Source organism: Streptomyces sp. SM11 (genome assembly GCF_002910905.1).
Taxonomy (GTDB): Bacteria; Actinomycetota; Actinomycetes; order Streptomycetales; family Streptomycetaceae; genus Streptomyces.
On the sequence record NZ_NEUE01000069.1, the window covers coordinates 1 to 11,644 of the forward strand.

At 71.8% G+C, this 11,644-nt stretch carries 10 protein-coding genes and 1 pseudogene; 8 read left to right on the top strand and 3 right to left on the bottom strand.

Annotation, left to right across the window (positions count from 1 at the left end):
• The 6 genes and pseudogenes from B9S58_RS04110 to B9S58_RS04135 form a co-directional block, all read left to right on the top strand.
• Positions 1–1,829 (top strand): annotated as a pseudogene (locus B9S58_RS04110) (hypothetical protein); the annotation flags it as partial.
• Positions 1,830–2,010: 181 nt separating this feature from the next.
• A complete protein-coding gene (locus B9S58_RS04115) occupies positions 2,011–2,949 on the top strand; it encodes a cellulose-binding protein (RefSeq protein WP_103530775.1) in 939 nt (312 codons plus the stop codon).
• Positions 2,950–3,041: 92 nt separating this feature from the next.
• A complete protein-coding gene (locus B9S58_RS04120; RefSeq protein WP_103530776.1) occupies positions 3,042–4,037 on the top strand; it encodes an ABC transporter ATP-binding protein in 996 nt (331 codons plus the stop codon).
• 5 nt (positions 4,038–4,042) lie between these two features.
• Positions 4,043–4,822 carry an ABC transporter permease gene (locus B9S58_RS04125; RefSeq protein ID WP_103530781.1) on the top strand — a complete coding sequence of 260 codons (780 nt, stop codon included), beginning with the start codon at positions 4,043–4,045 and terminating at the stop codon, positions 4,820–4,822.
• Positions 4,823–4,985: 163 nt separating this feature from the next.
• Positions 4,986–6,128: an ABC transporter ATP-binding protein gene (locus B9S58_RS04130; RefSeq protein ID WP_103530777.1), complete on the top strand. Its 1,143-nt coding sequence runs from the start codon at positions 4,986–4,988 to the stop codon at positions 6,126–6,128.
• Positions 6,125–6,973: an ABC transporter permease subunit gene (locus B9S58_RS04135; RefSeq protein WP_103530778.1), complete on the top strand. Its 849-nt coding sequence runs from the start codon at positions 6,125–6,127 to the stop codon at positions 6,971–6,973. Before B9S58_RS04130 ends, B9S58_RS04135 begins: the two co-directional genes overlap by 4 nt.
• Positions 6,974–7,044: 71 nt before the next feature.
• Here the strand turns inward: B9S58_RS04135 and B9S58_RS04140 are convergent, their stop codons facing one another.
• A complete protein-coding gene (locus B9S58_RS04140; RefSeq protein ID WP_103530779.1) occupies positions 7,045–7,374 on the bottom strand; it encodes an ATP/GTP-binding protein in 330 nt (109 codons plus the stop codon).
• 212 nt (positions 7,375–7,586) lie between these two features.
• Here B9S58_RS04140 and B9S58_RS04145 point away from each other — a divergent pair, with 212 nt between their 5' ends.
• On the top strand, positions 7,587–8,666 hold the full coding sequence (locus B9S58_RS04145) for an LLM class flavin-dependent oxidoreductase (protein ID WP_103530780.1): 1,080 nt from the start codon (positions 7,587–7,589) through the stop codon (positions 8,664–8,666).
• Positions 8,667–8,797: 131 nt separating this feature from the next.
• Here the strand turns inward: B9S58_RS04145 and B9S58_RS04150 are convergent, their stop codons facing one another.
• Positions 8,798–9,190, bottom strand: coding sequence for an SCO5389 family protein (locus B9S58_RS04150; protein ID WP_030580963.1), 393 nt, complete (start codon positions 9,188–9,190; stop codon positions 8,798–8,800).
• Between the two features lie 269 nt (positions 9,191–9,459).
• Here B9S58_RS04150 and nucS point away from each other — a divergent pair, with 269 nt between their 5' ends.
• A complete protein-coding gene (gene nucS / locus B9S58_RS04155; RefSeq protein WP_030079290.1) occupies positions 9,460–10,131 on the top strand; it encodes an endonuclease NucS in 672 nt (223 codons plus the stop codon).
• 86 nt (positions 10,132–10,217) lie between these two features.
• On the opposite strand, the gene B9S58_RS04160 is transcribed toward nucS, so the two are convergent.
• Positions 10,218–11,644 (bottom strand): tetratricopeptide repeat protein (locus B9S58_RS04160; protein WP_374935655.1); only part of this gene is annotated, 1,427 nt, incomplete at its 5' end.

The following is an 11,644-nucleotide window of genomic DNA, read 5'->3' on the forward strand; positions in this document are numbered from 1 at the left end:
CCGCCGAGCGGGTCGCCGCCGAGGCCGCCGAGGCGCTGGACGCCGCCCAGGAGGAGGCCACGCGCCGCCGCCGGGAGGCCGAGGAGATCCTCGGTGCGGCCCGGACCGAGGCGGAGCAGGAGCGCGAGCGGGCCCGCGAGCAGAGCGAGGAGCTGCTCGCCTCCGCCCGTAAGCGGGTCGAGGACGCGGAGGCCGAGGCGCACCGGCTCGTCGAGGAGGCGGACGCCCGGGCGGCCGAGCTGGTCGCGGCCGCCGAGCAGACCGCCCAGCAGGTACGGGACTCCGTCGCGGGGCTCCAGGAGCAGGCCGAGGAGGAGATCTCCGGGCTGCGCTCGACGGCGGAGCATGTCGCGGAGCGCACCCGCACCGAGGCGCAGGAGGAGGCGGACCGGGTCCGCGCCGACGCGCACGCGGAGCGGGAGCGCGCCTCCGAGGACGCGGTCCGGCTGCGCAACGAGGCGAACGAGCAGGCGGACCGTCTACGGCGGGAGGCCCACGAGGAGACCGAGGCCGCCAAGGCGCTGGCCGAGCGGACGGTCTCCGAGGCGATCAGCGAGTCGGAGCGGCTGCGCGCGGACACCTCCGAGTACAGCCAGCGGATGCGCACCGAGGCGTCCGACGCCCTGGCGTCGGCGGAGCAGGACGCGTCGAAGGCCCGCGCCGAGGCCCGGCAGGACGCCAACCGGATCCGTTCGGAGGCGGCGGCCCAGTCGGACCTGCTGATCGGCGAGTCGACCACCGAGAGCGAGCGCATCCGCGACGAGGCGGCCCAGGCCTCCGAGCAGCTCGTCGTCGAGGCCACCACGGAGGCGAACCGCCGCCGGGCCGAATCCACCGAGCGGGCCGACCGGATGCTGGCCGAGGCGACCGCCGAGTCCGAGCGGCTGCGCGCGGAGGCGGCCGAGCGGCTCGGCTCCGCGCAGGAGCACGCGGCCCGCACCCGTGAGGAGGCCGAACGGCTGCGCGCGGATGCGGAGTCGGCGGCGGAGGAGCTGCGCTCGGAGGCCCGCCAGGAGGCGGACCGGGTGCTGGACGAAGCGCGCGAGGCGGCGGCGAAACGCCGGGCGGACGCGGCCGAGCAGGCGGACCAGCTCATCAACAAGGCGCGGGAAGAGGCGCTTCGTACGGCCACCGAGGCCGAGGGGCAGTCCGACACGATGGTCGGCGCGGCCCGCAAGGAGGCGGTGCGCATCACCTCCGAGGCGACCGTCGAGGGCAACACCCTGGTGGAGCGCGCCCGTGCCGACGCCGACGAGCTGCTGGTCGGCGCCCGGCGCGACGCGACCGCGATCCGGGAGCGGGCCGAGGAGCTGCGGGCCCGGCTGGAGAGCGAGATCGAGGAGCTGCACGAGCGGGCCCGCCGGGAGACGTCCGAGCAGATGAAGACCGCCGGCGAGCGCGTCGACAACCTGATGAAGGCGGCGACCGAGCAGCGCGACGAGGCCGAGGCGAAGGCCAAGGAGCTGATGGCGGAGGCAAATTCGGAGGCGAGCAAGGTCCGTATCGCAGCGGTGAAACGGGCCGAGTCGCTGCTGAAGGAGGCCGAGACCAAGAAGGCCGGACTGATCCGCGAGGCGGAGAAGCTGCATGCCGACGCCGAGGCCGAGGCGAAGCGGACGGTCGACGAGGGCAAGCGCGAGCTGGACGTTCTGGTGCGCAGGCGCGAGGACATCAATGCTGAGATCTCCCGTGTCCAGGACGTGCTGGAGGCGTTGGAGTCTTTCGAGACTCCGACCGGGGGCGGGAAACCGGCCGGAGGTTCCGCGGGAGGCGTCAAGGCTCCGGCGACGGCGGGCACTCGATCGGGGGGCAAGTCGTCCGAGCGGTAGCCGGTCCGCGGTGTGCCGTGCTTCGTCATGGATTTAACCCTCTCGGTGGCAAGTACTCCGGGGGTCAGCCACTCAAAAGGGGTGTCATTCTCCAGATCAAACCGGCATCTGCACGTTGACACGCCGCCATGGCCCCTAGGATTCCCCTATCACCTCACCGGTCTCATTCGACAGGAACCTCATGAGTGACCCTTCCTCCCCCTTCGGCTTCGAGCACGTGCGACGTGGCTACGACCGCGGTCAGGTGGACGACCGCATCGCCAAGCTCATCGCCGACCGTGACAGTGCCCTGGCCCGAATCACCTCTCTGGAAAAGCGCATCGAGGAGCTGCACCTCGAAACGCAGAACGCCCAGGCCCAGGTAAACGACGCCGAGCCGTCGTACGCCGGTCTCGGCGCCCGTGTCGAGAAGATTCTCCGCCTCGCCGAGGAGGAGGCCAAGGACCTGCGCGAGGAGGCCCGCCGCGCGGCCGAACAGCACCGTGAGCTCGCCGAGTCGGCGGCCCAGCAGGTGCGCAACGACGCCGAGTCGTTCGCCGCCGAGCGCAAGGCGAAGGCCGAGGACGAGGGCGTCCGCATCGTCGAGAAGGCGCAGGGCGAGGCGAACACACTGCGCACCGACGCCCAGAAGGACGCCCAGCAGAAGCGCGAGGAGGCCGACGCCCTCTTCGAGGAGACCCGCGCCAAGGCCGCCCAGGCCGCGGCCGACTTCGAGACCAACCTCGCCAAGCGCCGCGAGCAGTCGGAGCGCGACCTCGCGTCCCGCCAGGCCAAGGCCGAGAAGCGTCTCGCCGAGATCGAGCACCGCGCCGAGCAGCTCCGCCTGGAGGCCGAGAAGCTCCGCACGGACGCCGAGCGCCGGGCCCGTCAGACGGTGGAGACCGCCCAGCGCCAGGCCGAGGACATCGTCGCCGACGCCAATGCCAAGGCCGACCGGATCCGCAGCGAATCGGAGCGCGAGCTGGCGGCGCTCACCAACCGCCGCGACTCGATCAACGCGCAGCTGACCAACGTCCGCGAGATGCTGGCGACGCTGACCGGCGCCGCCGTGGCCGCCGCCGGTTCCCCGGTGGAGGACGAACCCGCCACCCGCGGTGTCCCGGCCCAGCAGAGCCGCTGACCCCCGGCTCGCGCAGGATTGTTCACCCCCGTGTGCGCCCGGTTCCACCATTTGTGGTGGCGCCGGGCGCTCAGGCGCTCTAGCGTGTGCGCATGATCGAGCTCGAAGGACTCACCAAACGATTCGGCAGCAAGGTCGCCGTCGATCATTTGTCGTTTCAGGTCAGACCGGGCATCGTGACCGGCTTTCTCGGCCCGAACGGGGCGGGCAAGTCCACCACGATGCGGATGATGCTCGACCTCGACCACGCGACGAGCGGCACGGTACGCATCGACGGCAAGCACTACCACGAACTTCAGGAGCCGCTGAAGCACATCGGGGCGCTCCTTGACGCCAAGGCGATGCACGGCGGCCGCAGCGCGTACAACAACCTGCTGTGCCTGGCACAGAGCAACCGCATCCCGGGCAGCCGGGTCGACGAGGTGCTCGACATGGTCGGCCTGAGCGCGGTGGCGAAGAAGAAGTCCAAGGGGTTCTCCCTCGGCATGGGCCAGCGGCTCGGCATCGCGTCCGCGCTGCTGGGCGATCCCGAGATCCTGATGTTCGACGAGCCGGTCAACGGACTGGACCCCGAGGGCATCCACTGGATCCGCAATCTGATGAAAGCGCTCGCCTCGGAGGGCCGGACGATCTTCGTCTCGTCCCACCTGATGAGCGAGATGGCACTGACCGCCGACCACTTGATCGTGATCGGCCAGGGCAAGCTGCTCGCCGACACGTCGATGGCGGATTTCATCCACGAGAATTCCCGCAGTTACACGCGGCTGCGCTCGCCGCAGCAGGAGCGGCTGCGCGACGTGCTGCACCAGGAGGGCTTCACCGTTGTCGAGACGGCGGGCGGCGTCCTGGAGATCGACGGTGCGACCACCGAGGAGCTGGGTGAACTGGCGGCCCGGCACCAGTTGGTGCTGCACGAGCTGAGTTCCCAGCGGGCCTCCCTGGAGGAAGCGTTCATGCAGATGACCGCCGGTTCGGTGGAGTACCACGCCCATTCGGAACGGGACCCCGCCGCCGAACCACCCGCGGTGGGCGCGGGCTGGGACGAGGGCTGGAAGAAGCCGGGCACCACCGACAACGAGGGGGAGTGACGACGATGGCATCGGTACCCGCGGTTCTCACCTCGGAATGGACCAAGATCCGGTCGGTCTCCTCGACCACCTGGACCCTCATCTCCGCTTTCGTCGTCACGGTCGTGATGAGCGCGGCGCTGAGCGCCCTGCTGAACGCCACGTTCGACGACCTCTCCGAGGCCGAGCAGGCCACGTTCGACCCGACCTTGGTCAGCTTCTCCGGGACCCTTCTCGGCCAGCTCGCGATGGTCGTGTTCGGGGTGCTCGTGGTCGGCACGGAGTACAGCTCCGGCATGATCCGCACCTCACTGGCGGCGGTGCCCCAGCGTGCGACGTTCCTCCTGAGCAAGATCACGGTGGCCGGTGTGCTGGCCCTCGCCGTGGGGCTGCTCACCAGCTTCGTCTCGTTCTTCCTGAGCCAGGCCATGCTCGGCGACCGGGGCACCGGCATCGGCGCGGAGAACGTACTGCGCGCGGTCGTCGGCGGCGGGCTCTACATGGGGCTGATCGCGATCTTCTCCATGGGGGTGGCGGCGATGCTGCGCAGCTCCATGCTGTCGCTCGGCATCCTGGTGCCGTTCTTCTTCCTGATCTCGCAGATCCTGACCGCCGTGCCGGGGGCCAAGGACGTCGCCCAGTACTTCCCCGACCAGGCCGGGGCGAAGATCATGCAGGTCGTCCCGGGGGCGATGAACAGCGATCCGGCCCCGTACGGGCCATGGGCGGGGCTCGGGATCATGGTGCTCTGGGTGCTGGCGGCGGTGCTCGGCGGCTTCCTGGTCCTGAAGAAGCGGGACGCGTGAGGGGTGTCCCGGCACGTGTCCTGATACGGGTGACGGCCCGGTAGCGGGCTGTGCGCAACTTGGCCGGAACCGTCCGTGCCTGGTTATCCTCCTAACTCTTACGGGGGTACGCGGCCGGGTGGCCCGAGCCCCGAACGACAGAGTGAGTCGATGGGGCTGGAGAATGATCGAGGCAGTCGGCCTGACCAAGCGCTACGGCGCGAAGACGGCCGTGGACGACCTTTCCTTCCAGGTGCGGCCAGGGGCCGTCACCGGCTTCCTCGGTCCCAACGGGTCGGGGAAGTCCACGACCATGCGCATGATCCTCGGCCTGGACCGCCCCACGTCCGGTCATGTCACCATCGGCGGCCACCCCTACCGCAGCCTGCCGAACGCACCGCGCCAGGTGGGCGCGCTGCTGGACGCCAAGGGCGTGCACGGCGGGCGCACCGCCCGTAACCATCTGCTGTCCCTGGCCCAGCTGGCCGGCATCCCGGCGGCCCGGGTGGACGAGGTGCTGGGCGTCGTCGGCCTCCAGGACGTCGCCAGGCAGCGCTCCAGGGGCTTCTCGCTCGGGATGGGGCAGCGGCTCGGGATCGCGGCGGCGCTGCTCGGCGATCCGCAGGTGCTGCTGTTCGACGAGCCGGTCAACGGCCTCGACCCGGAGGGCATCCACTGGGTCCGCAATCTGATGAAGATGCTGGCCGCCGAGGGGCGCACGGTCTTCGTCTCCTCCCACCTGATGAGCGAGATGGCCCTCACGGCCGACCATCTGATCGTGATCGGGCGCGGCCGGCTGCTCTCCGACATGAGCGTCACGGACTTCATCTCCGCCAACTCCGCCGACTTCGCCCGGGTCCGGGTGCCGGACAACGGCCCCGAGGAGCGGGAGAAACTGACGGCCTCGCTCATCGAGGCGGGCGGCCGGGTCATGTCGGAGCCGGGCGGGGCGCTGCGGGTCACCGGACTGCCGCTGCCGAGGATCAGCGACCTGGCCCACGGGTGCGACGTACGGCTCTGGGAGCTCTCGCCGCACCAGGCCTCCCTGGAGGAGGCGTACATGCGGCTGACGCAGGGCCTGGTGGACTACCGCTCGACGGACGACGCCAAGGCGGGCCTGGTGGAGCCGCCTCCCGAGGACGCGTACGGGAACCTCCTCGACGTCGGCGACCTGGCGCCCCCCGAGCCGGTGGAGGTGCCGCAGGACGGCTGGTACGCCCCGCCGCCGCCCGTTCCGGGCCAGGTCCCCGGGCGCGGCTACGGGCCCGCCGACGAGCCCTCTTCCGCCACCCCGGCCGAAGAGCAGACCAGCAAGGACCTCCGATGACGACGCCGGCCACCCCGCGGGCCCACCAGCAGGTGCCGGACGCCGGCCCGCCGGTCTCCTACGAGTCGCCGATCCCGATCCGGCCCGCCACGCTCGGCGACGCGGTCGCCTCGGAGTGGACCAAGATCCGTTCCGTACGCGCCACGCTCTGGACACTCGGCGTGATGATCGTGCTGATGCTGACGATCGGGATCGTCGCCGCGCTGCTGGTCGCGGCGGAGGGCGGCAGCATCGCGGACGAGCCGGTCCTGGGCCTCGGCTTCTTCGGGGTGCTGCTCGGATCGATCTGTGTGATCACGCTCGGTGTGCTGACCATCGGCTCCGAGTACAGCACCGGCATGATCCGTACGACGCTGACGGCCTGCCCGGGCCGGGGCCGGGTGCTCATGGCGAAGTCGATCGTCTTCTCCTCGCTGGTCTTCGTCGTCACGACGGTGACCGCCACGGTGGTGGCGGGGCTCCAGAGCCTGATCCTGGACGGCGCCCCCGCGCCGGCCGGCGACTGGCTGCGCGGGACGGTCGGGGTCGGGCTCTTCATCGCGGCCCTCGGTCTGCTGTCGCTCGGGATCGGCGCGATCGTGCGGCACTCGGCGGGCGCGATCACCATCATGATCGGCGTGGTGCTGCTGCCCCTGGTCCTCGCGCTGTTCATGTTCGCCGACAACCTGCTGGGTCTCCAGCGCTTCCTGATCGACTACTCGATCCCCAACCAGCTGGGCGGACTGTACGGCTCGACGCTCATCGACTCCGGCCCGTCCGGCTGGGAGCCACTGCCGCTGATGCTGGGCCTGGCCGCCGCGGCGCTGGGCGGAGCGGTCGCGATACTGAACCGGCGCGACGTCTGAGGAACGGGGCCACGCCCGTAGGGCCGCGCGTACGTGCAAGGCCTCGCGTACGTCCCAGGGGCCGCACGCCCTCAGTAACGCGGCGCGTTCCGGGACCGCTGCACCCGGGTGGTGCGGCGGTCCTTCGCGTTCCAGCACGCCTTGTGCCAGTGCCTGCGGTCGTCGATGCCGCCGAACTCGGGCCAGGCCACGAGGTGCGGGACCCCGGAGGGGATCTCCTGGTCGCAGCCGGGGCACCGGTATCGCCTGCCCTGGGCGCTCGCGCCGCTGACCGGGCGCACCGACCACTCCTCGCCCTGCCAGCTCTCGGTGGCCCCTCCCCCGCCGTATCTGCCGGGCGCCGGGCCGGGGCGTTCGTCGGGACTCTCGCCGCCACGGGGGCGATTACGGCGCGGGGACACGGGACACCTCACGGGGTGGATCGGGCACGAGTCGTCCAAGCCTAGAGCCTGGCGTCCGGGCAGCCGTCCGGGCAGCCCGGACGGTCCGGCCGGGCAGTGGAGTGAGTTAGCGGAAAATCGCAACAACTTCCTCCGGGACCGTGCCTTTGGCACGTGTCAGACGTTGTTGCCGGTGGGGGAGAAACGCGTCGGCCGCGAGGAGGCAATAGGCGATGCGCATCGGAACGTTCGTTCTGGCAGCCCAGTTCCCGGGACAGGGGCCGGGCGAGGCCCTGCACCGGGCCGTCCGGTCCACCGAGGCCGCGGAGGAGAGCGGTCTCGACTCGGTCTGGCTGGCCGAGCACCACTTCGTGCCGTACGGGGTCTGTCCGTCCGCGACCACGCTGGCCGCGCTGCTGCTGGGCCGCACTCGCAGAATCCGGGTCGGCACGGCGGTCAGCGTGCTGCCCAACCACCACCCGGTCGCTCTCGCCGAGCAGGCCGCGCTGCTGCATCTGACCAGTGGCGGACGCTTCTCGCTCGGGGTGGGCCGGGGCGGTCCGTGGGTGGACCTGGAAGTGTTCGGCGGCGGTCTCGACGCGTACGAGAACGGCTTCCCCGAGGCGCTCGGCCTGGTGCTCGACTGGCTGCGGGAGCCGCGCGTCGCGGGGCGCGGCGAGCGGTTCGGCTTCCGCGAGGTGGCGGTGGTGCCGCGCGCGGACGAGCTACTGGAGGGTCCGGCCGGCGCGGGGCCGGGTGTGACGGGTCCAGGCGCTGCGGAACCGGGCACTTCGGGGCCCGAGGTCATCGTGGCGTGCACCTCGCCGAAGAGTGTGCGGCTCGCGGCGCGGCAGGCGCTCCCGATGCTGCTGGGCATGCACTGCGGAGACGAGGAGAAGGCGGAGATGGTCGCCCTGTGGCGTAAGGCCGCCCGGGAGGCCGGCCATCCGCCCGAGGTGGTGGAGGGGGTCGCACATGTGTCCGCCGGGGTGGCCCAGATCGCGGACGGCGCCGGGGACGCCACGGAGCTGCTGGTGAAGGCGATGCCCGGCTGGCTGCGCCAGGGACTCGACGCCCATGTCACGGTCGACGGCAGGCACCGCGTGATGCGGGACCCGGTCGCGTACACGGAATTGCTGTGCGGGCTGCATCCGGTGGGCCCGCCGCAGCTGGCCGCCGACCGGCTCGCGGCCACCGCCGAGCGGACCGGGATCACACGCTTCGCCCTCCTGGCCGAGGGGTCGGGCGATCTCGCGGCGACCGAGGAGAACGTCCGGCGGCTGGGCACCGACGTACTGCCGCTGCTCACCTGACCTGCGCACGCCGGTATTCCCTCGGGACCTCTGTGGGACATGTGGAGGGGGGACATGTGGTGCGGTGGTACGGGAGCTGCCGCCCCGGAGCCAGTTGCACCTCCCGCGGCCCGGGACGGCAGCAGAAGCGTTCAGCAGTCCCGTAGTTCGGGCGACTGGTTCAGCAACTGGCCCCTCACCGAGGTGAACTTGGCCAGTCGGTCGTCGACCGAGGCGTCCAGCGGGAACACCGCGACGCGGTGGCAGTTCTGGAATGCGAGACGCACTCCGAAGTGCCGCTGCAGCGCGCCGCGTATCGCATCACTCGCGAGCGCGCGCAGCAGCTGACCACGTGCCTGCTCGTCCGGCGGCGGCGTCTGGTTGTCGGCGAACTGTCCGCCGTCGACCTTCAGCTGAGCCACCAGCGAGCTGATCATCTCCCATGCGAAGGGCAGGGAGGTCCGGACGCAGTCGACGAAGTCGGCTTCGTCGACCTCGCCTCGCTCGGCCTGTTCCAACAGCGCCGGTGAGACGTCGAGCGACATGGGTTCTCCTCTCGCGACCCCGGGCAGTGGCCGGGGCCTTACGGGCAGGGAAGGGGGGCGACGACGCAGCGTGCACGGACGGCGACCTCCTGCTTCCACGTTATGCGCGCAGTCGGGGCCGCACCAGGAGATTGGGAACACAACTGGCCAATTACGAAGGGGTGCAAAGAGGGGCAAGGCCGCTTCGCCGCGACGCGGCGTGCACCGAGTGACAGGAGGCGACGGGTGGGAATCGCGTCGGGCCCCGTCGTCGAGTAGCGTTGCCGACCATGCGTCTCGTCATCGCCCGTTGCTCCGTGGACTACGCGGGCCGGCTCACAGCCCACCTGCCCTCCGCCCCCCGATTGATCCTGGTGAAGGCGGACGGAAGTGTCTCCATCCACGCCGACGACCGGGCGTACAAACCGCTCAACTGGATGTCGCCGCCGTGCACCCTGAAGGAGGGCGCCGACGGCGACGAAGGCGTCTGGACCGTGGTGAACAAGGCGGGCGAGAAACTGATCATCACGATGGAGGAAGTCCTCCACGACTCGTCGTACGAGCTGGGCGTCGACCCGGGGCTCATCAAGGACGGCGTGGAAGCGCACCTCCAGGAACTGCTCGCGGACCGGATCGAGATCCTCGGCGAGGGCCACACCCTGATCCGCCGCGAATACCCCACCGCCATCGGGCCGGTGGACATCCTGTGCCGGGACGCGAACGGGCAGACGGTGGCCGTGGAGCTGAAGCGGCGCGGCGACATCGACGGCGTGGAGCAGCTGACACGCTATCTGGAGCTGCTGAACCGTGACCCGCACCTCGCGCCGGTCCGGGGCGTCTTCGCCGCACAGGAGATCAAGCCGCAGGCCCGGGTGCTGGCGACGGACCGTGGCATCGGCTGTCTGGTCCTGGACTACGACGCGATGCGGGGCATCGAGGACGACAAGCTGCGGCTGTTCTGACCTGCCGACCGGCACGGACGAGGGCCGGGCGGTCCACGCGGAGGCGTGAGCCGCCCGGCCCTCGTATGTCCTGTGCCCCGAGGTGCTCAGGCCGCCGGGTCGGCGGTGGCCGCGTCGGACTCCGGGGCGCTCGCCGACCCGACGGGGCCGCTCGCGGAGGAGGAGACCTCCATCGAGTTCGATGACGTGATCGAGTCGGTGGGCGTCGGAGTCGGGGTCGGGGTCGGCGAGTCGCTATCCGACTCGGACGGCGTGGGACTCGGACTCTCGCCCTCGTCCTCGCTCTCGCTCGCCGTGGGCTCGGGCGAGGTCTTCGTCGGCGTCGGCTCGTCCGGCGAGCTGCTCCCGCCGTCCGTCGGCCCGTCCGTCCCCGGCGGTGTACCGCCCGACGTGGAGGCGCTCGGGGACGGGGAGCCTGATGTGCTGGGGCTCGCCGAGTCCGAGGCGCCCGGGGTCTCGGGCGTCTCGCCGGTGGCCGTCTCCCCGGTCGGGGCGGAGCCGTCGTCCGGCTCGTCCGCGGGCGGGCCGTCGTCGGTCGCGTCCTCGGTGGCCGTCTGCTCGGTGGTGACGTTGCGGCTGCCCGGCTCGTCGCCGTCGCCGGATGTGACGCCGAGCGTGACGACGGTGCCGAGCACCGCGATCAGCAGGGCGCCCGCGCCCGCGGCGGCCAGGTTGTGCCGGGCGCCGCCCAGGACGGCGGCTCGGCCGGGACCCTTGCGCGCGGCGGGGCCGGGCGGCAGCGGGGAGACGACGGTGGGCTGCTCCTCGGCGGTGTGCAGGACGAACAGCGGCGCACCCGGGAGCCCGCCGGGCGGCGTGCCCGGGGCGTCCTGGCGTATGACGGGCACCTCGTCGCCCGAGAGGGTGCGGCCCAGCGGTGGGAAGTCGCCGGAGCGGTCCGCGACCAGGGCGAGCGCGCGGCGTCCGGCGACGGCCCCGGACTTGTCGGCGAGCGCGCCGCGCATCCCGATCGAGGTCTCCAGCTCGGTCCGGGCCCGGTCCGGGTTGCCGGCGCAGAGCGCGAGGACACCCAACTCGTGGTGGAAGTAGGCCTCCTCGGCGACCTCGCCGGCGATCCTGGCGGCCTCCTGGCCGATCCTGAGGGCCCGCTCCCAGGCTCCCCAGCCCAGGCCGGCGGCGAAGGCCGGGGAGGCGCTGCGGGCCAGCAGGACGGCCGCGCTGGCCGCTCCCACCGCGTCGCCCAGGACCAGCCGGGCCAGGGAGGCGACGATCGCGTCGGACTCGGTGACGGCCCGCCGGGGGGTGACCGAGGGGTGCGAGGTCCACCAGGCGTAGTGCTGGGCGGCGGTACGGGCGTGGACGGCTGCGTCGTCCTCGTAACCGGCCGCCGTCAGCTGGGCGAGGACTCCGGCGGCGAGGCGGTAGCGGGGGCCGGCCGGGGAGAGCAGGCCGCAGCCCGCGAGCTCGCCGAGCGCGGCGTCCGCGTGGGTGTCGCCCACCAGGGCCGGCAGATGGGCCTGGTGGGGCACCTCGCCGCCGAGGGCGACGGCGA

Bases quoted from the DNA above. Each gene is read 5' to 3' on its own strand.
- B9S58_RS04115 (WP_103530775.1), top strand. From the start codon at position 2,011: ATGAGTGACCCTTCCTCCCCCTTCGGCTTCGAGCACGTGCGACGTGGC.
- B9S58_RS04120 (WP_103530776.1), top strand. From the start codon at position 3,042: ATGATCGAGCTCGAAGGACTCACCAAACGATTCGGCAGCAAGGTCGCC.
- B9S58_RS04125 (WP_103530781.1), top strand. From the start codon at position 4,043: ATGGCATCGGTACCCGCGGTTCTCACCTCGGAATGGACCAAGATCCGG.
- B9S58_RS04130 (WP_103530777.1), top strand. From the start codon at position 4,986: ATGATCGAGGCAGTCGGCCTGACCAAGCGCTACGGCGCGAAGACGGCC.
- B9S58_RS04135 (WP_103530778.1), top strand. From the start codon at position 6,125: ATGACGACGCCGGCCACCCCGCGGGCCCACCAGCAGGTGCCGGACGCC.
- B9S58_RS04145 (WP_103530780.1), top strand. From the start codon at position 7,587: ATGCGCATCGGAACGTTCGTTCTGGCAGCCCAGTTCCCGGGACAGGGG.
- B9S58_RS04150 (WP_030580963.1), bottom strand. From the start codon at position 9,190: ATGTCGCTCGACGTCTCACCGGCGCTGTTGGAACAGGCCGAGCGAGGC.
- nucS (WP_030079290.1), top strand. From the start codon at position 9,460: ATGCGTCTCGTCATCGCCCGTTGCTCCGTGGACTACGCGGGCCGGCTC.